The organism is Scytonema sp. UIC 10036, from assembly GCF_009725235.1.
On record NZ_WJFC01000211.1, the window covers coordinates 1 to 23,139 of the forward strand.

Sequence of the window (23,139 nt, forward strand, 5' to 3'; positions counted from 1 at the left end):
CTATGGAACAAATATGGATCGCTACAAGCTTGGGGTATTGATAAAAATACAATTATTAAAAGTATTCGCAATACCCCAGAGCTAAGAAAACTATATGGTTCGGAAAGATTTAACCTGAGTTCTGAGATATGGGAAAGAACTGTACAATCGGTCATTGATGATATTCATGCGGTTCAGGAAGCAGCCAAGGTACAAGTTATTCGCCAAATCTATTCAAAATTTAAACCAGAAAAAAAGGAGGTTGTCAAAGGCAAGAAAATTCTCTTAGTAGAGAGCGGTGAAACTTCATTTCGAGACGAGTTGGTCAAAAGTCTCAATTCGCAAGAGTGGCAGCAATATCCATTAATCAGCAGATGGGTTAGGCAATATTATAAACGCGGTCACACTTGGGTTAATAACCAAATTGTCATCAATGCCACATCTGGTTACATGAAAGGTAAGGGATCGCGTAAGGGGAAAGTCACAACTTACCAAATACCAGGATTCATGGATGGGAAGAAATGCCAGTGGATAAAAGTCTCTATTCTAACTGGTAGAGTTACACCGAAGGCGGGACGGTTGCGCTTCATCATTAATGCCTTGGGAAAAATAGAACTACATTATCCTAAAACTACTAAAATTGAAACCAACCCAAGCACTGACACTGTTGGCATTGATAAAGGTTTCACAGAAGGATTTTACGGGAGTAATGGTGTTGCTTATGCTCAAGGGTTAGGAACCATTATTAATAATGCATCTGACTCTAGAACTCAGAAAAATAAAAAACGTCAAAAGTTATTTGCAATATCTCGAAGAGTTGACGCTGCCAAATCTGCTCGAATATTAAAAAATAATTTAGGACGCCAAAAGGCAAATAAGCTAGAGCGAACAAAACGTCAAACAATTACTCAACTGATTCGGACTGCTACCAATCAAATATTTAATGAGTTTGGTGAAGTAGTAGCTGAAGATTTAAGCAAACATATCAAAGGGAAAAAGAGAGCCAAAGCTGTAAATCGTAAATTAAATGAATGGAGTAAAGGAGAATTACAAAAAGCGTTAGATGAAATATCTATTCGCAAAGATGCACTTGTTACATTAGTCAATGCCTGTTACACCTCACAGGTCGATCATCGCAATGGTACGTTACTAGGGAAACGTCTGGGAGATCGGTTCTTCACCTTCGATGGGGATGTGTGGCAGGCAGATAAAAACGCAGCGCTCGTTATCCAGAATCGTGCATCTGACTTTGAAATAACTCGTTTTATGAAAAAGGAACAGGTACACAAAATCTTGTTAGAGAGAACTGCGTTATTCCTTGCTGATAATGGTCATAGTTTGGAGTCTGCTGTCTCAATGGGATGGTTGGATGAAAAACACATCAATCAAGGTAAACCGCCAAGGCGTAGGCGGTAGGGTCTAGATTACGGTGTCCTAAGAAGTATTGGTTTATTTGACTAACGAACCAATTCCTACTGTCAATCAGACTGCAAAACAGATGAACAATCGTTATTTTGGGGTTGACTCCGATTTACTACGATATGTTGTTACGCCTCAATTAATTACTTGCTTGTTTAGTACATTGTAAATAATTAGAGTTTACCCATCCCCGCACTCTGTTGACGCTAGCATTAGGACCCCGCGCTACTTCCACATAAGTCCAATCGCCCTTTTGCCGAATACCACGAACGATGTTTCCATTGTTTAATGCTGCCTTTGATTTACCTCCTGGGGAATAAAGAACTGGGAGTTGCCCCGTGTAAACCCCTGTAACGTCGCACCATCTCTCCCACTTTAAATCGGAGAAGGGAACAAGTTCGCTAGTAAAAATGCGGCGATTGTTTTTCAGAATACTCAAGCGCATATTTTCTCCTTTACCTTCACGCCAGGATATTGCGTAAGTGTATTCACCATTCAACCAGCGTTTACTGTTATACCTCCTGTTAACTACGGTTTCGGAACCATGAAGTGTGATGCACTGATTTTCTCTGTCACATTCTTGATAGGAATCATCGCTTCCCAGAGTAACGAGCAATTCTCCGGCTTTGTAGTGAGATTTCTGGAGTTGTTGAGCCAGGGTTGGGGTGGCTATAGATACTACAGCAAGAGCAAGAACAACTAGGGCAGTTAGTTTAAAATTCATAGTTAAAGTTTAGGAATGCATAAATTTATAATTCCCAAAATTTGATGAATGATATCTGATATCTTGATAACCTGTTTTTGGTTTACTTATATTGAATTAGCGAAATGTATCAATTTCGTTTCACGCGATCGCTGTTTAGGGTACCCAACGAGCAAATCGCGTTTCTCTTTACTATTTTACGAACTGCACAAATGATGATGCTGCGATAAGCCGGGTACGGCTTGCGCCAAGGGCGATCGCACGTATGCTTGATGACAACCGGAGATTATTTGAGCGTAACCGCGATTTAAATGGTACTCGTTATCCCGTTGATGCTATAAAGTTCTCTCAAGAAGATTGGCAACAGCATTTTGGTTCAGTCTGGAGCAGATTAGTAAATGCTAAACAACGTTACGATCCCGATAATGTCCTTACTCCCGGTCAAGGCATTTTCACTAACTCCTAAAAGCTTAAGGAAGAATAATGGGCTATTGTCGCGTACAGCCCATTTGTGGGTTCGCGCATTTATACGTACCCACAGCTAAATTATTTTGAAAAGGACTACATAAAAGGTAGATATGGGGCTATTTCTTGGAAAAAATGTTATTATGAGGCTTTATAATAGTTAAACGTATGACTACACATATATCTACATTTACCCTACCCCAGTCTGGAACTTTAAAGCTGCATATCGTATTAGAGCGTAAAAATATAGACTTGGTGAAAGCTTTCTTTTTGGAATTTCCTAGTATTCACATTGAAGCTCCTACTGAAAAACAAGCTCTAGAAGAACTGAATCAGTTACTGTATGAGCGTCTTGAAAATCTAGAAATTATTCCTGTAGAAATAAAATTGTCTCAAGGTGAAACAGGCAATCACTGGATGAAGTTTGCAGGAGTGTTTAAGGACGATCCGGATTTTGCGGAAATTGCTGAAAATATTAGAGCAGAACGTAATATAGATGACTAGTAAGGAGAAGTTTTGAGAGTCTGATTAAGAGAAATTAATGATTTATATACTTGATACTGACCATGTTTCACTTTTTTTGCAAAGTAATCAGGCGATCGTCTCTAGAGTTGCTCTAGTTGCGCCTAACTTAGCAGTAACAATTATTACTGTTCAGGAAGCTTTTAATGGATGGGTTGTTAAGATTAACGCTCGTTCTGAATCTGAGAATTTAGTAAGACTTTATACACAGTTGTGGACTACCCAAGAATTTTTCAAAGGAGTTAGAATACTGAATTTTAATACGACTGCTTACAACTGCTACGATCGCTTGCTTAAGGAATATCCCCAACTCAATAAAAAAAGACTATACAAGGATTTGCGAATAGCATCAATTGCACTCTCTGTAAATGCTGTGATGGTAACTCGTAACCAAAAAGATTTTTCTCAAATTCCAGATTTGAGGTTGGAAGATTGGACGCAATAAATACGCAATTTCTTGGGTTCTTTCGTACAAAGCGCGTGCGCGCTTTATGATTACAGTCGATAACTTTCCTTTAAAGTCAAGAAATTTAGTTGTTAACTGCCTGCTTTACTTGCAATCTTACCCGGAAGAAATCCAAGAAGATTATCCTCAGGTAGCCCCTGAAAATCTTGTCAATCGAACTAAGTACGCATCACAGTCTGGAATTATTGCTCAAAAGAAACTTAACGAATTAGGATACAGAAAGATTAAGTTTTGTGGAAGAGCTAAGCAGCCATTTGAGCAGTTTGAACGGGAAACGGTTGATGAAGAATTAATGTTAGTCCCTAGCGTAGGGCGCGTAGTTTCCCCCCATAAGCGACGAGCACATCTCCGCAAACAACGATACGGTAAAGGTTTACAACAGTGGCGATTTATGTGGATTAAAGAAACAACGATTCATCGTCAAAAGTATCAGCTTTCAAATTGTTATAGGATTTACGAAGTTGCGGATCGTGAAAGTTAACCGCCGAGACGCAGAGTACGCAGAGGTAAGAGGTGAGAGTGCTATTGATTTCCTGAAGTTTTTATCCACCTTGAGAGGGCTAGCATTGCCAACTCTACTACTGCACTACAAGTTGTAACCGAGGTGAGCAAGCACTATCATTATAGAAATAACCCATTAGCAAGCGAAACGGTGAAAAGGAGCTGCCATCATGTTGCGGAAGCCTAAAAAAAGTTGGAACCCTTCTATTTGGGCTAGCTGGAAACCCTTTGGCATTGGCGAGCAGTATCCGAATAACTACTGGGAAGTGTTTCGGGCAGTGTTGGAAAACGCTGATAATCTGCCTTATGCTTGGGAAATCCTGAATAAAGGAGTTTGCGACGGCTGTGCCTTAGGAACAACGGGGATGAAAGATTGGACGGTAGATGGAATTCATGTCTGCAATGTTCGTCTGCGGTTGTTGCGTCTCAACACAATGCCAGCACTTGACCCCAAACTCCTTGCAGATGTCTCTCAGTTACAAAAGAAAAGCGGTGCTGAATTACAGTCCATGGGACGGCTTCCCTATCCCATGAAACGCGATCGCACCGAACTTGGTTTCACTCGCATCTCTTGGGATGAGGCTCTGGACTTAATTGCCAAGCGTATCCAAGCCTCTACACCGGATCGCCTGGGTTTCTACTTCACCAGTCGGGGGACGGTGAATGAAACTTACTACACCACTCAAAAAGCTGTGCGGGCAATGGGAACTAACAATCTTGACAATGCTGCCCGTATATGCCATTCCCCCAGTACCAATGCTTTGAAATCAACTATCGGAGTCGCTGCAACCACCTGTTCTTACAAAGACTGGATCGGAACCGATTTGTTAGTTTTTATTGGTTCCAATGTTGCCAACAATCAGCCCGTTACCGTGAAATATCTCCATTGGGCGAAAAAAGCAGGAACAAAAATAGTCGTTATAAACACTTACCGCGAGCCAGGGATGGAGCGCTATTGGGTCCCATCGATTCCTGAAAGCGCTTTGTTTGGTACTAAGTTTGCTGAAGATTTCTTTTTAGTGAATATTGGCGGAGATATGGCGTTCTTGAATGGGACTATGAAGCACGCGATCGCCAATGGTTGGGTTGACGAGTCATTTATCAAAAACTACACTACCAACTTTGCCGAACTCAAAGCATTTCTCGATACGCAGTCTTGGGAGGAACTCGAACAAATTTCCGGCGCGACTCGCGACTCCATGTACGCCTTTGCCAAAATGGTTGGCGAAGCAAACAAAGCTGTATTTGTCTGGAGTATGGGCATTACTCAACATGAGTGTGGTGAAGATAATGTCCGCGCAATTATTAATCTAGCTTTAACTAAGGGATTTGTTGGTCGAGAAGGGTGTGGTTTGATGCCAATTCGGGGGCACTCTGGAGTTCAGGGAGGTGCAGAAATGGGATGTTATGCTACCACTTTCCCAGGAGGAAAACCCATTACCCCGGAAAATGCCGCCTCTCTCGGTACACTTTGGGGTTTTGAAGTTCCCACAACTAAGGGGTTAATTGCTTCTGAAATGATTGATGCTGCTGCAGAAGGCAATTTAGATGTTTTGTTCTCCGTGGGGGGAAATTTTTTAGAGGTTTTGCCAGAACCAGATTATGTGGAAAGGGCTTTAAAGCGCGTACCTCTAAGGGTTCACATGGATATTGTTGTATCCAAACAAATGCTTTTGGAATCTGTTGAGACGGTGGTAATTTTACCAGCAACGACTCGTTATGAAATACCTGGGGGAGTTACGGAGACGAATACAGAACGGCGTGTCATTTTTAGCCCAGAAATTCCGGGTTCCCGTATTGGGGAGGCGCGTCCAGAATGGGAAGTGTTTCTGGAGTTAGCAAGGCGAGTGCGTCCGGATTTAGCAGAGAAGTTGGACTTCGAGAACACGAGTGCAATGCGTCAAGAAATTGCTCGCCTAATTCCCCAATATGCGGGAATTCAACATTTGAAGGAAGCGGGTGACCAATTTCAGTATGGCGGAGCGCATCTGTGTTTTGGTTGGGACTTCCCAACTCCCGATCGCAAGGCGCGGTTTTCTGTGCTGAGTCCTCAAGAACGGCATTTACCAGAGGGTTATTTCTGGGTAACAACGCGCCGTGGTAAGCAGTTTAATAGCATGGTGCAAGAACGCAAGGATGCTATTACCGGAGCAGTGCGATCGGCTGTCCTGATGAATGCTTTGGATGCGGAGAAGTTGGGGCTTCAAGATGGGGATGCGGTGATGCTGAAAAATGACATTGGTGAGTTTAGGGGACAGGTGTATATCGCACCCGTAACGCCAAGAAATTTGCAAATTCATTGGCCGGAGGGAAATGTTTTGTTAGATAAAAGCAAGCGATCTCCAGAAGTTGGTATTCCTGATTATAACGCTATTGTGCGTTTGGAAAAGGTGTTAAGGTAGTTTTGCGTTCACATTACACAATATCAGTTTTACCTATGGTAAAGAATGGTTAGAGGATTCGCTTACATGGAGAAATACTGTACAGGTATTTCGTACCGCTATAATAAAACCAGTATCACTGAGGTAAAATTAACAATGTCCATTACGCTCGATCTTCCACCGAAAATTGAGGCGCTGCTGAGACAGCGTGCTGAAAGTACCGGACAAGATATTTCGCAAATGGCGCTAGCGGTTCTGACTTTGGGGCTGAGTTTGGACAATCAAGATTTTTTTGAGGCTTTAAAGGGAATCCAACGTGGACTTGATGATTTTGAGCAAGGACAATTTTCGAGTTTAGAGGACTTTATTGCTGAACAAAACCAAAAATATGGATTGTCTCTTGAAGCATGACGTATCGCATTGATTTCTCCAGCGTTGCGAAAGCCGAAGCCGATGCTGCATTCTTAAGTTTTTCTCAGTTTACCACAGCCGATCGCGCCCAAATCTGGTATCAAGGGCTGATTAAAGCAATCGTCTCTCTGCAAGAAATGCCTCGGCGCTGTCCGATTGCTCGTGAGGATGCCTTCTTTAGCCAAGAAATTCGTCAGCTTCTTTACGGGAAAGGGAAGCAAACCTATCGCATTCTGTTTACGGTTCTTGAAGACCAACCCATTCCCACAGTGAGAATTCTCCATATTCGTCATGCGGCACAGAAAACAATCAGTGAACCGGAAGTAGAGGATTGATCGTATTGGTATTCCATGCACAACATCTTTTGAGTCATTTCACAGTTCGTCATCTGAGCAGAAGTGCCAATGATTTGTGCGTTCAATCGCGTTGGCTTAAATATTGTGTCATATTAATTCTTCTCGCTCCTTGTGTATAAAATGAAAAAGTAGGGCGTTAACCATACTGATATAGACATATAAAAAAATACTTATATTTGAGTGAGAATATAACGTTGCCGCATGGTTTTTCAGTGTGGTTTACAGCTCGCGTTTATATCCACTTGTTGTACACACACTGCCCAAAATCCAAATGTACCCATATATACCTAGCACCACCTTCTACAACACCTTGTGCAACTAACTCATCATAGATTTGACGGCAGTGGAGATCTGCTGCTTCTTGCTCCATTTCTGAGGTGTAGGTTGTTGCACGGGTATAAAGAGATGCTCGCTATTTCTTGAAGCGAGGAGCTTGCATCTAAGCTGTGCCTGCTTGAGCGATCGCCCTTATGCGTAGGTTTTGGAATACAATAAGCGACGTGATACGACTGAAGCTATACCGCCTCCCATTCACCAGCAACCTAATAGAATAGAATGCAAGCAGTCCGGCGCATCAAAGGAGAATTTATGTCTGATTTCATTAGAGTTCAAGGAGAAACTTGCCCCGCAGGATATCGTCATGTGACTTACGTTGAGGCACTAGAAAATGCCAGACAATTGTGTTCCATACTAAAGGAATGGGACATTGCACGTCTGGCTCATGGTGCTTCTATGGATGGTTCTGGTTATGGTTGTAAAATCAGACCAGATGATGAGAGAAGGTTAGGGCATTCCCTTTGTGTAAACCTGCGCTCGGCTGACCCACGGGATGTACCCGACATTAACTTCCGTTATTTTGCTGACGCATGAACGCACACATTGAGGATATTTCCCAAGGCGAAGTAGTTCCAGGTTCGACAGTCAAGTCACGTAATGAGATTGCCAATTTTGCGGCAAACGAGGCGTGAGGTCACCATGCTTCGTGTAGCAATAAGATGGGTGCTGTGAGACAAAAACAAGCGATCGCCAGCAGTAGTGATTTTTGATTATAACACGGTTGTGCGTTTGGAAAAGGTGTTTTCTATTGGAAAAACCTAAGAAATACTCCTTAGGGTAGATAGATTTAAAAATCGAACTCCTCAAAATAAGGTAGTACTTGAACGCTCCCTGCTTTAAAAATTCAATGACTGAGGTAAAAGCCGGGATTTCCGATAGTCCCTCTCCAATAGAGAGTCCACAAACAGTTCCTTTATCAGAGAGTGAAGAGCGATTTCGGTTGGTGCTAGAAGCATTGCCCGATGGATTCATCATTCTGCGTAGCGTTCGGGATGTCGCAGGGGCGATCGCTGACTTTCTCATTGAATACACCAATCCAGTTGCTGCAAGAGGTTTGAACGATACACCAGAGGAGTTATTCGGTCAGTCTTTACTGCACCTCTTTCCCGATAGTAAAACCAGTGGAATTTTCGCTCGCTACGTGACAGTCGCCGAAACTGGAATTTCGACAACCTTTGAGACATTTTACGACAACAAAGCCCTGACAGGCTGGTTTCGTAACGTCGTTGTAAAGCTAAACGATGGGATAGCGATTTCCTTGAGCGATATTACCGCTCGCAAACAAGCTTCTTTGGCACTGCAACAACAAGAGCAACATTTTAAGGTTGCTTTGCAAGAGAGCCAGGAACTGTTCCAATGCTTTATGAACCACAGTCCAGTTGCAGCATTTATTAAGGATGAAAGCGGGCGATATCTTTACGCAAATTCCTGGATAGAGCGAGTCTACCAGAGAACGCAATCGGATTTGATTGGCAAAACAGATTTTGATCTGTTGCCACCTGCTATTGCCGAGCAATTTCGTGCGAATGATGTGGCTGTACTCACCAGTGGCAAGCCGATGCAAATGCTAGAGACTATTCACCAGGAGGATGGGGAACACAGCTATATGTCATTTAAGTTTCCCTTCCGCAATGCGGCAGGGCAACAAGTCGTGGCTGGCGTGGCAATTGATATTACCGAGCGAATTCAAGCTGAAGCAGCCTTGCGGCAGCGTGAAACAGAACTGCGTTTGCTCACAAATGCTGTGCCTGTTCTCATTTCATTTGTTGATGCTCAACAATGTTACCGCTTTAACAATCAGAAGTATGAGGAGTGGTTTGGAAAATCTGCAACTGAAGTGAAGGGAAAGCACCTCAGAGAAGTGCTGGGGGAAGTGGCGTATGAAGTCATTCGTCCTTATGTCGAGCAGGTACTCTCAGGGCAAGAGGTTTCCTTTGAGTGCAGAATTCCTTATAGTGCAGGTGGCACGCGAGATGTCATTGCTACTTACGTTCCTCATTTCGATAGCCAGGGAAACGTTGAAGGTTTTGTGGTATTGGTAAACGATATCACTCCCCGCAAGCAAGCAGAGGAAACCCTAAGGCAGAGTGAAGAAAGACTGAGAATTGCTCAAAAAGCTGCTAACGCTGGTGTATGGGATTGGGATATGACAACCAATCGCGTCACTTGGTCAGAAGAATACTACCGTCTTTATGGTCTCGATCCAATAATTACCCAGCCCTCCTATGAAAATTGGTTAAGTTCAATCGTTGAGCAAGATCGCGCACGCGTCGATCGCGCAACACGTGAAGCCCTAGAGCATCAAATCGATCTCAATGTTGAATTCCGCATTCTCCACCCAACCCAAGGGGAACGATGGCTAACTGCCATCGGGCAGACGTTTTACGATGACAACAAGCAACCCAAACGCATGACGGGCATTGCGCTGGATATTACCGATCGCAAATTTGCAGAACAGGAACGTGAGCAATTATTAGAACGGGAGCGTGTTTCGAGGGAACAAGCCGAAACTGCAAACCGACTTAAAGATGAGTTTTTGGCTATATTGTCTCATGAGCTGCGATCGCCCCTCAACCCAATTCTGGGATGGGCAAGGTTGCTGCAAACTCGCCCATTCGATCGAGTGAGTGCAAAGCAAGCATTAGAGGCGATCGAGCGCAACGCCAAGTTACAAATTCAACTGATTGACGACTTGCTTGATATCTCACGCATCTTGCGCGGCAAAATGATGCTGAATGTTTGTCCGGTGAATTTGGTGGAAGTCGTTGATGCCGCTTTGGAAACTGTGCGCCTCTCAGTCGAGGCAAAGGGTATTGAAATTCAGAAGGTTGTAGTGGGTGATATCGCTCTCGTCTCAGGTGATTCGGCTCGCCTGCAACAGATTGTGTGGAATTTACTCTCCAATGCGGTGAAGTTCACACCATCAGGAGGACAAATTGAAATTCGGCTCGAACAAGTTGGCACCAATGCTCGCATTCAAGTCAAAGATACAGGGAAAGGTATCACTCCAGAGTTTCTCCCACACGTGTTTGAGCATTTCCGACAAGAGGACAGCACAACCACCAGAAAATTTGGTGGTTTGGGGTTAGGATTAGCGATCGTTCGGTATTTAACTGAACTGCATGGCGGTACCGTTAAGTCAGAAAGTCCGGGCGCAGGATTGGGCGCAACGTTTACAGTTTCACTGCCATTGCTAAAGCATGAAAACGCAGGAAAAACAGATGTGGCTGGATGTGCAAGCACTGTTGATGACACTTCCCAACTCGCTCATTTGCGAATTTTAGTGGTGGATGATGAAGCTGATATGCGAGAACTCATTTATACTATTCTAGAACAAACTGGAGCAGAGATAAAAGTTGCAGCATCCGCACATGAAGCTTTGGAAGTTTTTACATTATTCAAGCCCGATCTTTTAATTGGCGATATTGGTATGCCAGAGATAGACGGTTATGAACTTATACGTCAAGTGAGGAGTTTGCCCTCAGAACAGGGCGGCGGAATTCCAGCAATTGCCCTAACGGCTTATGCGGGAGAGGGCGATCGGCACAAGGCTCTGGCAACAGGATTTCAGAAGCACATTGCAAAACCAGTTGAACCAGAAGAGTTGATAGAGGCTATCCTTAGTTTAAGGATTTCCAAGAAATAAACTGTCTCTTGTTCTCTCGTTCCCAGGCGGAGCCTGGGAATGCAGTCTACGAGGCTCTGCCTCGCACCTCTGAAGTACTGGAGGCGGAGCCTGGAAACAATGCAGCAAGTGGATTGCCTGAAATGCCTACCATAACTAAGTATATACGTTTAACAGGGTTAGAATAAGTAATGCAAAACCTAGATACATTGCTATGCGTAGTATCGTTAGAAATAAAACCATAAAATTTTTTCTGGTGTAACGAATTTATACATTTCGTTTATAGGATGCCCACATTCCAGCCAAAACTATCGTTCTTTGGGGTCTAAGGTTTATGGATAAACTTTTGTAGCGCAAACCCACTTATTACGTCCTTGTTCTTTAGCTTTGTATAAAGCTTTGTCGGCTGCGTCAATCAAATTTTGCGCTGAACTTTTAGCTGTTGGTGTTTGAATCGCAACACCTAAACTCACAGTCACAAAAGATTGAAAGTCATTTGTCTTTATATGAGGAATCTTTAATTTTTGAATAGATTTTTGAATCAACTTAGTGACTTTGATAGCACCTGCTTCGTTCGTATTTGGCAAAACAGCAATAAATTCTTCACCACCATAACGAGCTAGTAGATCGGAAGGGCGCTTCAATACAGCTTGTGCTGCACGAGCAACTTTTATTAAGCATTCATCCCCAGCGAGATGCCCATAAGAATCATTATAATTCTTGAAATAGTCAATATCAAATAGAATTAAAGATAAATAATTCTCAGTTCCTATTAATCGGTTCCATTCCTGCTCTAAAAATTCATCAAAACAACGACGGTTAGCAATTTTGGTTAAACCATCTAGCTTACTCAGTTTTTCAAGCTGAGAATTTGCTAGTGCTAAAGCTTGGTTTGCCTTCTCAAGTTGACGAGCTTGAGAGCGAGATTGCTCTAATAATTCTGAATGTTCTAAAGCCACACTAAACTGAACTGCTAACTGTCGGATAAATTGAATTTCTGAAGTTTCCCACTCTCGCGAACAACGGCAGTGATGAACACAGAGTAATCCCCATAAAGTTTTTCCTTTCATTAGAGGGACAACAATTTGCGCCTTAATTTGAAATTGCTCTAACACTTGAAGGTGGCAATCTTTTAGCCCTGCTTGATAAACATCTGATAGTACCTGTATACGCCCTTGGTGATAAGCAACTGCATATTTTTCACCAAAACAATAATCGTTCACCTTTATAGAGAGCGCAGAATCGTAGTCAGGCAACACATTCTCAGAGACAAATGCACCAGAGGTATAGTTCGATTCAAGATCGAATTGAAAGATCGTGACGCGATCGCTGCGAAGCGCTTTACGAATTTCTCGTACAGTTGTTTTAAATAAGGTTTCTAAATTAAGAGATTCACGAATTTCAGCAACTAAATTAAACAGAATCTCCTGCTGCTGATTGGCTTTATGCAGTTCTGCTGCTTTTTGTTCTGCTTTAGCTAAAAATTCTGCTTGTTTAACTGCAAACCCTAACTGCGTTGCAATCTGAGACAGAAACTGAATTTCTAATTTTTGCCATTCATGTGGCTGCGAGTGCTGATAAGCAGCAAGTACTCCCCACAGTTTTTTTCCCACAAAAATTGGTGCAGTTGCGTAAGCGCGAATATGAAATTGTTCTAAAATTTCTAAATGGCATTGAGACAAGCCTGCTGAGTAGATATCTGAAACAACTAAAGTTTCATTATTACGGTACCGTCCTCCTTGATGTTCTTGTAAATAAGTGTCATTCCAAACTGTATTGTTTCCTAATGTTTCTACATCATCCCATCCCGGCTCTGCAAACTCAAAGTCGCTGACAAATTCTCCCCCCCAGTTTTCATAGAAACGATAAACGGCAATCCGCTCAATGCGGAGTAACTTACAAGTTTCCTTAGTGGCTGTACGAAAAATTGTTTCTAATTCAAGAGAAGCTCGGATTTTACTAATAACTCGGTAAAGCGCCTTTTCTTGCTCTGCTAGCTGCCGAATTTGAATATTTTTATCATGTAGTTGAGTTTCTAAATGACTAATACTAGGCTGCCCTAAAAGCTGACAGAGTACACGGTCAAATAGTTTTGTGATGACAGATAAAGTTTTGTATAACATGAGAAGTATAATTATAGTAATATGACAAATGAACACAGACAGTTATAATGCCGCAGCTAGTAATTTTTTGGAGTTTAAATGCATTTTTTATCAAAGTTTTCCCCAACTTTAACTCTGCAACCAATTATTCCGGTAGAAGAGTGCAATCAAAAGTGACAATTAGGATAAAGTGATTATCACAAGCGTGGTATTGCTGGATAGTTGGTGGTTAGGAACGGAGAGAGGCATTGTAGTAATCCACAAAGTATATGTACCTCCAAATGTGATGGCTTGACTTCTTGAAGAAGGATGTGTCCTAATTTTTTTAGGAGAAAACTGCTTAGGCATCTCTATCTAAAGAATTAGGTATTTACTACCTTACCATTTTGATTTCACAAGAGCTGCAAAATAGTTATGTATTTATGAGATACACATCGTCAAGGGAGGAAATTGGTTTTCCAATTTGGGAAAGTAAATCTTTGGGAAATGTTCTTGTAATGCAGGCTGAAAAGCTGATTACTCATTCAAGACAGGCAGAAATCTCCGTCCTACAATTGGAGAGTATTAATGAGGTTTTATGAACAAAGAAGATTTTATGCGTTTGGCGTTGGAGGAAGCTAAGAAGGGTGATGCTCCCTATGGAGCGATCGCTGTCAAAGACGATCGAGTCATTGCAAAGGCTTACAACACCGTCAAGCAAGACAGCGATCCCTCTGCACACGCAGAGATTAATGTTATACGGAAATTAACTGCTAGTCTTCAAAATCCTTCTTTAGAAGGTTATACCATATATACGACGGGTGAACCTTGCCCGATGTGTGCAACTGCTTGTGTTTGGGCAGGTGTAAAAGAAATTATTTATGGCGCGTCTATTGAAGATTTAATCTCAGTTAATCAATCTCAAATTAATATATCTTGTGAAGAAGTGATTGCTAAGAGTTTTAGACAAATTCAGGTGACAAAAGGTATTTTAAGGGAGGAGTGTATTAAATTGTTTAGTTAGTTGTTTCCTGGTTAAGATAGGGTAAAAACGAATTGGCAAAAATGGCTGCTTGAGTGCGATCGCGTAAATTCAATCTGTTTAAAATATTGGTGACGTGGTTCTTGACAGTTCCTTCTGAGATAAAAAGTTGTTGAGCAATCTCCCGGTTACTAGCACCAATCGCGATTAACCGCAAAACCTCTTTTTCTCTAGGAGTCAGTTCAACCAAGCCAGATGGTAAAGGTTGGGTTGCACTCACCGGAGGAACTTGAGAGAGGAGTTTTTTAACGATCCCCGGTCCTAATTGAGTATAACCTCTATGAACAGCACGAATGGCAAAAGCGAGTTCTTCAGAAGGAGTATCTTTCAGTAAATAACCTGTTGCTCCATTTTGCAATGCTGCTTTCACATATTCATCATCATCAAATGTTGTCAGCACTAAAACTTTAACTTTAGGAAAACGCTTTCGTATTTCTCGTGTCGCTGCTACTCCATCCATAATTGGCATTCTAATATCCATTAAGACTATATCTGGATGTAATTCTTCAATTAAGTGAAGCGCCATCTCACCGTTTTCAGCTTCTCCCACAATTTCTAAATCTTCTTCTAATTCCAACAATGCCTTTAACCCTTGACGGATTAAATTTTGGTCATCGGCTAGTAAAACTTTAATCATAATTCTAAATTCCCAAAGATGGGAATAGTGACTGTAATAGTGCAACCGCTCCCAGGGGCAGATTGAATCCGAAAATGACCTCCTAATGCCGAAGTGCGATCGCGCATACTTTTTAGTCCGAATCCTGTAGTATTTTGCTTCAAATCAAACCCCACTCCATTGTCTTGAATCTTAAGCTGTAGACTGCCATCGATCGCAATTAGTTCCAGTTTAACTTCTGTCGCCTTTGCATGTTTGTAAATATTTGTCAATGATTCTTGAATAATCCGATAAACTGGTGTACTCATTTCAGCAGGGACAGAGTAGGGCAATTGGATGTGACAAATGGGCGTAATACTCGTGGAACGTTGAAGATTTTCTACCAGCCCTAAAATTGCTTGTTCCAAAGATTGTTCTTGCAAAGGATGAGAACGCATAGTAGAAACTGATTGACGCACATCTTGTAAAGCGCTACTTCCCAATTCCTTTGCCCTTGCTAAAAAAGTCCTTGCCTTTTCTGGGTTAGATTGCCATAGCTTTAAAGCCGTTTCCAATTGCAAGTTCAAAGCTGTAAGAGAGTGTCCCAAAGAATCGTGTATTTCACGAGCAATGCGGTTGCGTTCCTCTAAAGTTGCTTGGTTTTCGATTTGTAGAGCATACTGACGGAGTTTTTCATTAGCGATCGCCAGCTTTTCTCGACTTTGGCGTTCTGATAAAACAGCATTCATCAACAGCAAAATAAAAACGAGAGCTAACCCAAAGACAAGCACAAAACTTAAAGTAAAAAACCAGAAGCGCTCCTGTACCATTGGTGATAATGGTATGCGCTCCAACCGACGCCTAAATGTCAGCAAAAACAAGATAAATGATAAACCCGCACTAATCAAACGACCGGGTAATTGAAAAATCAAACAACTACGAGTCACAAAAATGAGGTAAGGAAAGGGGAAAAGACGAGCAGTTCTACCACTAAAAAAACCAATAATTAAAATTAATAAAATTTCTATAGCTGTATAAAATATTTTGGTAACTTTGTGACCTGTGGGTAGATACAATCCCATTAAGCCAAAGATAATTAAACTGCAAATCGTCAGTTCTGGAAATTGGTTGGGGTAACGAAATACAGGAAATGGCATAAGTGCCGTAAAAACGGCAAATACCAGCAAAACCCACTCTAAATAGAGCAAAAATCGAAAAGGATGATTTTTGAACTGAATTGAACGGTTCATAAGTTATACCATTTTAGATTTTAGATTTTAGATTTTGGATTGAAAAAGCCTTGTAGGGCTTAATATCATCCAAATATATGTTGCCTGGTTTTCAAAAGTTTGTTATTTATTATTTTTACATTGCCAAATCTCCAATCCCAAATCTAAAATCCACAATCCACAATCCACAATCCACAATCCACAATCCACAATCCAAAATCCACAATCCAAAATCTAAAATCCAAAATCCAAAATCCAAAATCCAAAATCCAAAATCCAAAATCCAAAATCCCCATTACAAAGGATGGGGCCGTGCTATGCCATAACCCTGTGCATAATCGACTCCAATGGCTTTGAGTATGTTAAGAATATCTTCATTTTCAACGAACTCAGCAATGGTTTGAATACCCATAACGTGTCCTATTTGATTGATAGCTTCTACCATTGCCATGTCAATTGGTTCTTCAACAATCTGCCTGACAAAACTGCCATCTATTTTAAGATAATCTACTGGCAAATTTTTGAGATAGCAAAATGAAGACATACCACTGCCAAAATCGTCTAAGGCAAAACGACAACCCATTTCTCTTAAGGAGCGGATGAAACTGACTGCTTTCGTTAAGTTCGCAATAGCGACAGTTTCAGTAATTTCAAAGCATAGAATTTGTGGTGGAATCTGGTGCAGTACCAACTGTTCGCGCACGAAATCCATAAATTTGTCATCGTTAATGCTTGCACCGGAGAGGTTAATAGCATACAAACTGCTACGATCGCTCCCTAATTTAGCATATTCGTTTAATAGTTCTCTTTTGTACTGTCCAAGGTGAGTAAAAAGATTGCGAATCACCCAGCGATCGATAAGTGGCATAAGATTGTAACGTTCAGCTGCGGGGATAAAAGTCATGGGCGAGACTATATTTCCCTGTTCGTCAATCAAGCGCAGTAAAACTTCACAATGTTCTTCTCTAGATTCATGGGGGGTGGTGGGGACAATCTTTTGGTAGTAAAGACAAAAACGGTTCTCTTCTAAGGCTTCAGCAATTCGTACTCCCCATTGCATTTCGCCTTGTGCTTTTTCCATTTCCGTATCGTCGGCTTGATAGATATGCACGCGATTGCGTCCGTTGTGTTTTGCTAGATAGCAAGCGGTATCCGCCGTACTCATTACAGTACCCATATTTTGGGTGTTTGCATCAATCGGAACCAGTCCGATGCTAACACCAATGTTAAATGTTTTATCTTGCCATAGAAAACGGAATTCTTGAACGCGCTGCAATATTGTATTGGCAATTCGCAATGCTGGTTCAAGAGGACAGCACTCTAGCAGGATAACAAATTCATCTCCCCCCAAACGCGCTAGGGTATCTGAGGCACGGATTTGATTCTGAAACAAAGCCGTTACTTGGCGCAACAGTTCATCACCTGCTAAGTGTCCGCAAGTGTCGTTGACAATTTTAAATCTATCTAAATCCAAATAACACAAAGCGTGTTGCTGATTTTGTGTTGTGCCAATGTTTAAAGCAAGTTCCAAACGACGCTCAAATTCCCGTCGGTTAAACAGCCCGGTTAAAGGATCGTGACTGGCTTGCCAAGAAAGTTGGTGTGCCATACTGCGTGTTTGAGAAACGTCCTGAAACACCAACACTGCACCGATAATTTGACCCTCGCGATCGCGAATTGGTGCTGCGGAGTCGTCAATAGGAACCTCACTACCATCACGGGCAATCAGGATACTATCCCTAGCAAGATTCACAATGGAACCCGAACTTAAAGCTTTTTCGACTGGATTTTCTACAGTTTCGCGAGTTGTTTCGTTAATAATCTTTAAAATTTCAGTCAAAACTTTTCCTCGAGCATCTGCAAGCGGCCAACGAGTCATTTGCTCTGCTATGGGGTTCATGTACTTTATTTGACCGATGGCATCAGTTGTAATAACGGCATCCCCAATAGATTGAAGAGTGACTTGAGCGAGTTCTTTTTCTTCATAGAGTGCTTTTTCCAAACGTTTGCTTTCGGTGGTATCTCGACCAATATAGACAAAATGTTCTAAGCTTTCTATCTTAGTTGGAAGCTTGGAAAAGGAGATAATTAACTTTTTACCTGTCTTGCTGTTACAAATAATTTCACAATCTTTAAATGAGTCAAACGAAAGGTCAGGATTTCTTTTACAAGGTTGACATAAAAAATTACTATCGCTAATAATTATTGAAATAGGTTGTAAAATTAAATCTTCTTTACTATATTCCAAAATTTGAAGGGCTGCTTGATTCACAGTTACAATTTGTCCTGCAGCATTTGTCACTAAAAGGACATCGCTTATCGATGCAATTAACTTTTCAATACAAGTGAAGGCAGCCGATAAAGCATTTAAAAGATAGTTGACTAAGAAAGCATCTTCATGAGATTTTTGGAGGATTTGTTGTTCAAAAACCATCCTTTCAGTTGCATCTTCTAAAAGAATCACACACCCTTTTCCAATAAAATTAATAAATAAATCAATATAAAGAGGTGAAAAAATATCTTGATTGCGAGCAATACCTCTTAATTCAAATCTCTCTTGGCTCCCTTGAGAAATATCAAAAATGCAATTTTCATACCCTACTAACTCAGGAAAACTATCTCGAATATCTTTTCCGGGAACTGCATGGTTGGGAGATTCCGCAAATCTTTGAGCACCTGGAGAAGTTTCTAAAATAATGAAATTTTGAGAAACTATCAAATATTCTGTATGATTTGGAATTAAGAGATTCTCAATGATGGTTATCATAAAATTATTTTCCATAAATTATATGTGTTTAATTTTATTTGATTATCCATGTAATTACAGTTATATTTTAAAGCCGATTCGGAAAAGATGCTATCATATTGTAATTCTCAGGATAAATACTGATAATTTTATCTTTAGCCATAAAATTTCTGAGAATTTACGTATTGACAAAACAAATAAATAGGATTATGACCCAGATGATTTAAATTGATATAGCTACTATAAAGTTACTTTTTTAGAAAAGTCAAAGTCAATAAAAACGTTTGACTTAAATTAAAACCAAGGGGAGTATGACTAAAGTCATGCATAGACTCATGACTTTCTCCTCATGTAACCTCTATGAGTAAGATTTTATGCTAGTAACAGCAGGTAAGAGAAACCCAGGAGACAACTAAAGACATGAAATTTAAGAATTTATCACTCGTTGCAGGGGCTATTGCTCTGACTTTAACTGCCACTTCTTGGGCAGTTAACGCAGAAACGATCTCATCCTCACCCTTCCTTATTGCTCAAGAACAATCGAGAGAGATGAGGGGACCGTGGCAAAAATTGGGGCTAACAGATGCACAAAAAACCCAGCTTCAGGAGATCCGTCGCAATACTCGTGAAGAAATAGACAGGGTTCTGACTGAGGAACAAAGAGCACAACTCAACAACGCCATGCAAAATCAAAATGGTAAGCGTGGTGGTTGGAGAGGTATTATGAATTCTTTAAATCTCTCAGAAGCTCAGAAAACTCAAATCCGGGAAATTAAGCGATCGCAGAAAACCAAAATGGAAGCAATTCTGACACCAGAACAGAAAGCACAGCTCGATGAAATCAAGAACCAAATGCGTGCTCGCCGTCAACAATATCAACAAAATAAGCAATAGTGGTTAGTGGTTAGTGGTTAGTGGTTAGTGGATAGTGGTTAGTGGATAGTGGTTAGTTGATAGTAGCTCAAACTACAGGTCTAACGATTAACAACTAACAACTAACAACTAACAACTAACAACCAACAACTAACAACTAACAACTAACAACTAACAACCAACAACTAACAACTAACAACTAACAACTAACAACCAACAACCATTGTAGAGACGCGCCATGGCGCGTCTTTTCGTATCTAAATTAACAGACTAAAATCCAAACAGTATCACCTATAGCAGCCCTGGATACTTTTACCTTTCTTTAAGGAAAAAACCGTAATTGCTCTGAAGCCTTATTTAAAACAACTAAAAGATAATTAGACTTAAGGTGCAAATGAAGTTGAGTGAGGACTTGTAGTCCACCGCCTTGATTTTGAGGTGTCCTCTCTCGTTCCTGGGCTGCAGCCTGGGAATGCAGATATAGAGGCTCCGCCGAGCGATACAGGAAGTGGAGCCTCGAATGTTGATTCTGTAAAATATTAACCTACCTAAAAATCCCCACCAATGACAAATGACCAATGACAAATGACCGAGGCTGCAAACTATGTTCCGTAAGTTGTTGCTACTGCTCGTAATGAGTTTATGGGGAAGTGTTGTTTTACCCTTGCCACAGAAGGCAAGCGCTGTGACTCCCCTAACACTTGCTGTCATTGAAGAACTGAGGAACTTAGTGCAACTCGTGCCACAAAACAAGCCACAGCGTCAGGCACGCAAGTTAGATTCCATGATTCCTGGAGATGGCTTGTCCACTGGCAAAGCTTCTTTGGCAGAATTGCGTTTCAATGACGGTTCCATAGCGCGAATTGGACAGCAGGCTGTCTTTCAGTTCTTACCAAAAACACGAAACTTAAAACTTTCAAACGGAACAGTGTTGTTGCTAATTCGACCGAGACAAGGACAAACAAGGGTAAATACACCAAATGCCGCCGCCGCAATTCGGGGTTCCGCACTGTTTGTACGCTACGATCCACAAACAGATACCACCATTGTGGGTGCGCTAACAAATAGCGGTATTCAAGTTCAGAACAAGAGTGCTTCTCAAAACCAGGAGCTAGCCGCTGGGCAACTCATAGTTGTAGTTAAAGATAGGTTTCAGGGTTTATACGATTTTGACTTGAGAACTTTTTATGAAACTAGCAATTTAGTTCGGGGGCTGGATTTAACTCGCACAACTGGTGTATCTCATTCAGATCCGGCACTCGCTAGCGTTCAAGCGGAAACGGCAGAGGCAGTTGCAACACAACAGCCGTTAACGGGTGTGAGCGTGATGGAAAACTTATCTATTTTTAAGACAACAACTTCTTCTGGAGAGCGCTCGATCCATCATCAGAGCGATCGCTTTCACAACAATGCTATTAGAGAGCATTTTCCTGTAGAGAACCTGTTAAACACAGGACAAGTTTTGTCAAATACTGGTGAAGTTAGCAATTCTAAACCTAGCAATCGTCCCGGTAACGGCAATCGAGGTAACAATCATCCAGGCAAGGGCAACCACGGTAACGGCGATCGAGGTAACAATCATCCTGGTAACGGTAACAATAATCCTAAAGACAAGTAAGTCATATCATGTCCGCTTATATACCTTGAATAAAACTCACGCAAAGTCGCAAAGGCACTAAGAAATGAGGAAATTTTGCTCGTGGTTATGCTAACGGTTTGCAGCTGTATCGCTACATCAATTGTAAAATCAAAAAGAATAATAAAACTGTGTATATACACATAACACACAACGTGGTACTTACAGCAGAAGTCAACAAGGAAAGTACAATGGTTAAATATGATTATATTGTTATTGGTGCAGGTTCGGCAGGTTGTGTCGTTGCGAATCGGTTGACAGAAGATGAAGAAACGACTGTATTGTTGCTCGAAGCAGGCAATCCAGCGACCAAACCGGAACATCAAATTCCTGTAGCTTGGCCAAAACTCTGGGGTACAGAGGTAGACTGGGGGTATTTTACAGAAGAAGAACCGTATATCAATCACCGTAAAATCTATTGTCCCCGAGGAAAAGTACTAGGTGGCAGTAGTTCGATTAACGCCATGATTTATATTCGAGGCAGTCGGTATGATTATGACTGCTGGCAGGAGTTAGGCAATGTTGGTTGGAGCTATCAAGATGTGTTGCCCTATTTCAAGAAATCTGAAAACCAGCAGCAAGGTGCATCTGAATTTCACGGTGTCGATGGACTGCTGAGTGTGACAGATCCCTTGGCTCCTGGCGTCATCTCACATCGATTTGTGGAAGCGGCGGTTGCACTTGGCTATGAGCGCAATCCTGATTTCAATGGCTTACAACAGCACGGAACAGGGTTTTATCAGTTGACTGTTAAAGATGGTAAACGGCACAGTACGGCAGAGGCATTTTTATTACCGATTTTGAATCGCCCTAACTTAACAGTCATGACAGGTGCGTTGGTGTCTCGTTTATTATTTGATGGCACGCGCACGGTGGGAGTAGAATATCAGCACAACGGAACCGTTCACCAAGTCTTTGTCAATCAAGAAGTCATTCTCTCGGCTGGTGCGATCGATTCACCCAAACTGCTGATGCTCTCTGGGATTGGCAATGCAGAGCACCTACAGGCTTTAGACATCCCTGTGGTAGTTGATTTACCCGGAGTCGGTCAGAACCTCCAAGATCACCCTCGCGTAACTGTAGCACACCAAGCCACCCAGGATCTGCAACCTGCTCCAACCAGCAATATTGCAGAAGTTGGATTGTTCCTGCATACTGAAGGTCGTTTAGATGTTGCGCCAGATTTACAGTTTTTCTTTGCCCCTGTTTTGTCGGTACACCCGGCTTATGCTCGTGAAGGATCGGGATTTGCAGCTGCAGCCTGTTTGACTCATCCCCAAAGTCATGGTAGTGTCAGCCTGCGCTCTGCTTCCCCCCAAGATTCACCTGTAATTCGGATGAACTATCTCCAGAGTGAATCTGATTTGCACAAGCTGCTGGGAGGGATCGAAATTATTCGGCAGATATTCCACTCAGCTGTATTTGATGAGTTCCGAGGGGAGGAAGTTGCTCCTGGTATTGATAAAGATAGTGATGAAGCACTCCTAGCTTACATTTGGGAAACCTGCGACACTGTATATCACCCTGTAGGTACTTGCAAAATGGGAACTGACTCCGCTTCAGTGGTAGATCCCGAACTACGGGTTCATGGTGTTGAAGGCTTGCGTGTCGTAGATGCTTCGATTATGCCAACCATCACCGCAGGAAACACGAACGCACCTACAATTATGATTGGCGAAAAAGCAGCTGATTTGATTAAAGCTACAGTGGGAGTTTTACATCAAAGGTTAGAGTTAACGAAGCTGTCTTGAAAATAGGGGTTAGGGGTTAGGG

The 23,139-nt window shown here is 41.7% G+C and carries 21 protein-coding genes; 14 read left to right on the forward strand and 7 right to left on the reverse strand.

What is annotated here, in order from left to right; genetic code table 11:
- Nucleotides 1-1,395 (forward strand): transposase (locus F7734_RS61390; RefSeq protein WP_166482670.1); only part of this gene is annotated, 1,395 nt, incomplete at its 5' end.
- 142 nt (nt 1,396-1,537) lie between these two features.
- Here the strand turns inward: F7734_RS61390 and F7734_RS50860 are convergent.
- The gene (locus tag F7734_RS50860; RefSeq protein ID WP_155751904.1) at nt 1,538-2,122 is read right to left on the reverse strand and encodes a hypothetical protein; all 585 of its coding nucleotides are present in this window, start codon (nt 2,120-2,122) and stop codon (nt 1,538-1,540) included.
- 244 nt (nt 2,123-2,366) lie between these two features.
- On the opposite strand from F7734_RS50860, the gene F7734_RS62595 reads away from it, so the two are divergent.
- The 7 genes from F7734_RS62595 (at nt 2,367) to F7734_RS50895 (ending at nt 7,182) form a co-directional block, all read left to right on the forward strand.
- Complete coding sequence (locus tag F7734_RS62595; RefSeq protein WP_243147530.1) at nt 2,367-2,567, forward strand: BBE domain-containing protein; 201 nt, start codon at nt 2,367-2,369, stop codon at nt 2,565-2,567.
- Between the two features lie 167 nt (nt 2,568-2,734).
- Complete coding sequence (locus tag F7734_RS50870) at nt 2,735-3,070, forward strand: hypothetical protein (protein ID WP_155751905.1); 336 nt, start codon at nt 2,735-2,737, stop codon at nt 3,068-3,070.
- 37 nt (nt 3,071-3,107) lie between these two features.
- Nucleotides 3,108-3,533, forward strand: coding sequence for a type II toxin-antitoxin system VapC family toxin (locus F7734_RS50875; RefSeq protein ID WP_155751906.1), 426 nt, complete (start codon nt 3,108-3,110; stop codon nt 3,531-3,533).
- 46 nt (nt 3,534-3,579) lie between these two features.
- Nucleotides 3,580-4,035: a hypothetical protein gene (locus F7734_RS50880; protein ID WP_155751907.1), complete on the forward strand. Its 456-nt coding sequence runs from the start codon at nt 3,580-3,582 to the stop codon at nt 4,033-4,035.
- Nucleotides 4,036-4,225: 190 nt separating this feature from the next.
- Entirely contained in the window at nt 4,226-6,457 is a 2,232-nt protein-coding gene (locus F7734_RS50885; RefSeq protein WP_155751908.1) for an FdhF/YdeP family oxidoreductase, read from the forward strand.
- Nucleotides 6,458-6,592: 135 nt separating this feature from the next.
- The gene (locus tag F7734_RS50890; RefSeq protein WP_155751921.1) at nt 6,593-6,847 is read left to right on the forward strand and encodes a hypothetical protein; all 255 of its coding nucleotides are present in this window, start codon (nt 6,593-6,595) and stop codon (nt 6,845-6,847) included.
- Nucleotides 6,844-7,182 carry a type II toxin-antitoxin system RelE/ParE family toxin gene (locus F7734_RS50895; RefSeq protein ID WP_155751909.1) on the forward strand — a complete coding sequence of 113 codons (339 nt, stop codon included), beginning with the start codon at nt 6,844-6,846 and terminating at the stop codon, nt 7,180-7,182. Before F7734_RS50890 ends, F7734_RS50895 begins: the two co-directional genes overlap by 4 nt.
- A 253-nt stretch (nt 7,183-7,435) precedes the next feature.
- Here the strand turns inward: F7734_RS50895 and F7734_RS50900 are convergent, their stop codons facing one another.
- Nucleotides 7,436-7,573, reverse strand: coding sequence for a hypothetical protein (locus tag F7734_RS50900; protein WP_155751910.1), 138 nt, complete (start codon nt 7,571-7,573; stop codon nt 7,436-7,438).
- Between the two features lie 218 nt (nt 7,574-7,791).
- On the opposite strand from F7734_RS50900, the gene F7734_RS50905 reads away from it, so the two are divergent.
- Both F7734_RS50905 and F7734_RS50910 read left to right on the forward strand, forming a co-directional pair.
- A complete protein-coding gene (locus F7734_RS50905) occupies nt 7,792-8,073 on the forward strand; it encodes a hypothetical protein (RefSeq protein ID WP_155751911.1) in 282 nt (93 codons plus the stop codon).
- A 313-nt stretch (nt 8,074-8,386) separates the two neighbouring features.
- Nucleotides 8,387-11,185, forward strand: a complete 2,799-nt coding sequence (locus F7734_RS50910; protein WP_155751912.1) for a PAS domain-containing protein — start codon at nt 8,387-8,389, stop codon at nt 11,183-11,185.
- Between the two features lie 311 nt (nt 11,186-11,496).
- Here the strand turns inward: F7734_RS50910 and F7734_RS50915 are convergent, their stop codons facing one another.
- Complete coding sequence (locus tag F7734_RS50915; RefSeq protein WP_155751913.1) at nt 11,497-13,287, reverse strand: diguanylate cyclase; 1,791 nt, start codon at nt 13,285-13,287, stop codon at nt 11,497-11,499.
- A gap of 556 nt (nt 13,288-13,843) precedes the next feature.
- On the opposite strand from F7734_RS50915, the gene F7734_RS50920 reads away from it, so the two are divergent.
- On the forward strand, nt 13,844-14,269 hold the full coding sequence (locus F7734_RS50920) for a nucleoside deaminase (protein ID WP_155751914.1): 426 nt from the start codon (nt 13,844-13,846) through the stop codon (nt 14,267-14,269).
- Here the strand turns inward: F7734_RS50920 and F7734_RS50925 are convergent.
- The 4 genes from F7734_RS50925 to F7734_RS50940 all read right to left on the reverse strand — a co-directional run bounded on the left by F7734_RS50925 (nt 14,262) and on the right by F7734_RS50940 (nt 18,878).
- On the reverse strand, nt 14,262-14,924 hold the full coding sequence (locus F7734_RS50925; protein ID WP_155751915.1) for a response regulator transcription factor: 663 nt from the start codon (nt 14,922-14,924) through the stop codon (nt 14,262-14,264). The two genes, F7734_RS50920 and F7734_RS50925, sit on opposite strands and share 8 nt — an antisense overlap.
- Complete coding sequence (locus F7734_RS50930) at nt 14,921-16,132, reverse strand: sensor histidine kinase (protein WP_155751916.1); 1,212 nt, start codon at nt 16,130-16,132, stop codon at nt 14,921-14,923. The genes F7734_RS50925 and F7734_RS50930 overlap by 4 nt, the downstream gene beginning before the upstream one ends.
- Before the next feature lie 115 nt (nt 16,133-16,247).
- Nucleotides 16,248-16,391: a hypothetical protein gene (locus F7734_RS50935; RefSeq protein ID WP_155751917.1), complete on the reverse strand. Its 144-nt coding sequence runs from the start codon at nt 16,389-16,391 to the stop codon at nt 16,248-16,250.
- 15 nt (nt 16,392-16,406) lie between these two features.
- On the reverse strand, nt 16,407-18,878 hold the full coding sequence (locus tag F7734_RS50940) for an EAL domain-containing protein (protein ID WP_243147531.1): 2,472 nt from the start codon (nt 18,876-18,878) through the stop codon (nt 16,407-16,409).
- 399 nt (nt 18,879-19,277) lie between these two features.
- Here F7734_RS50940 and F7734_RS50945 point away from each other — a divergent pair, with 399 nt between their 5' ends.
- From F7734_RS50945 to F7734_RS50955, 3 genes are all read left to right on the forward strand, one after another.
- Nucleotides 19,278-19,751, forward strand: coding sequence for a P pilus assembly/Cpx signaling pathway, periplasmic inhibitor/zinc-resistance associated protein (locus F7734_RS50945; RefSeq protein WP_155751919.1), 474 nt, complete (start codon nt 19,278-19,280; stop codon nt 19,749-19,751).
- A gap of 583 nt (nt 19,752-20,334) precedes the next feature.
- Nucleotides 20,335-21,348 carry a FecR family protein gene (locus F7734_RS50950; RefSeq protein WP_347566428.1) on the forward strand — a complete coding sequence of 338 codons (1,014 nt, stop codon included), beginning with the start codon at nt 20,335-20,337 and terminating at the stop codon, nt 21,346-21,348.
- Nucleotides 21,349-21,557: 209 nt separating this feature from the next.
- Complete coding sequence (locus F7734_RS50955; RefSeq protein WP_155751920.1) at nt 21,558-23,117, forward strand: GMC family oxidoreductase N-terminal domain-containing protein; 1,560 nt, start codon at nt 21,558-21,560, stop codon at nt 23,115-23,117.
- Nucleotides 23,118-23,139: the final 22 nt, after the last annotated feature.

Coding starts and splice junctions, on each gene's coding strand:
- F7734_RS50920 (WP_155751914.1), top strand. CDS start 13,844: ATGAACAAAGAAGATTTTATGCGTTTGGCGTTGGAGGAAGCTAAGAAG.
- F7734_RS50905 (WP_155751911.1), top strand. CDS start 7,792: ATGTCTGATTTCATTAGAGTTCAAGGAGAAACTTGCCCCGCAGGATAT.
- F7734_RS50950 (WP_347566428.1), top strand. CDS start 20,335: ATGTTCCGTAAGTTGTTGCTACTGCTCGTAATGAGTTTATGGGGAAGT.
- F7734_RS50885 (WP_155751908.1), top strand. CDS start 4,226: ATGTTGCGGAAGCCTAAAAAAAGTTGGAACCCTTCTATTTGGGCTAGC.
- F7734_RS50870 (WP_155751905.1), top strand. CDS start 2,735: ATGACTACACATATATCTACATTTACCCTACCCCAGTCTGGAACTTTA.
- F7734_RS50940 (WP_243147531.1), bottom strand. CDS start 18,878: ATGATAACCATCATTGAGAATCTCTTAATTCCAAATCATACAGAATAT.
- F7734_RS50900 (WP_155751910.1), bottom strand. CDS start 7,573: ATGGAGCAAGAAGCAGCAGATCTCCACTGCCGTCAAATCTATGATGAG.
- F7734_RS50860 (WP_155751904.1), bottom strand. CDS start 2,122: ATGAATTTTAAACTAACTGCCCTAGTTGTTCTTGCTCTTGCTGTAGTA.
- F7734_RS50955 (WP_155751920.1), top strand. CDS start 21,558: ATGGTTAAATATGATTATATTGTTATTGGTGCAGGTTCGGCAGGTTGT.
- F7734_RS50930 (WP_155751916.1), bottom strand. CDS start 16,132: ATGAACCGTTCAATTCAGTTCAAAAATCATCCTTTTCGATTTTTGCTC.
- F7734_RS50895 (WP_155751909.1), top strand. CDS start 6,844: ATGACGTATCGCATTGATTTCTCCAGCGTTGCGAAAGCCGAAGCCGAT.
- F7734_RS50890 (WP_155751921.1), top strand. CDS start 6,593: ATGTCCATTACGCTCGATCTTCCACCGAAAATTGAGGCGCTGCTGAGA.
- F7734_RS50915 (WP_155751913.1), bottom strand. CDS start 13,287: ATGTTATACAAAACTTTATCTGTCATCACAAAACTATTTGACCGTGTA.
- F7734_RS50925 (WP_155751915.1), bottom strand. CDS start 14,924: ATGATTAAAGTTTTACTAGCCGATGACCAAAATTTAATCCGTCAAGGG.
- F7734_RS50910 (WP_155751912.1), top strand. CDS start 8,387: ATGACTGAGGTAAAAGCCGGGATTTCCGATAGTCCCTCTCCAATAGAG.
- F7734_RS50880 (WP_155751907.1), top strand. CDS start 3,580: ATGATTACAGTCGATAACTTTCCTTTAAAGTCAAGAAATTTAGTTGTT.
- F7734_RS62595 (WP_243147530.1), top strand. CDS start 2,367: ATGCTTGATGACAACCGGAGATTATTTGAGCGTAACCGCGATTTAAAT.
- F7734_RS50945 (WP_155751919.1), top strand. CDS start 19,278: ATGAAATTTAAGAATTTATCACTCGTTGCAGGGGCTATTGCTCTGACT.
- F7734_RS50875 (WP_155751906.1), top strand. CDS start 3,108: ATGATTTATATACTTGATACTGACCATGTTTCACTTTTTTTGCAAAGT.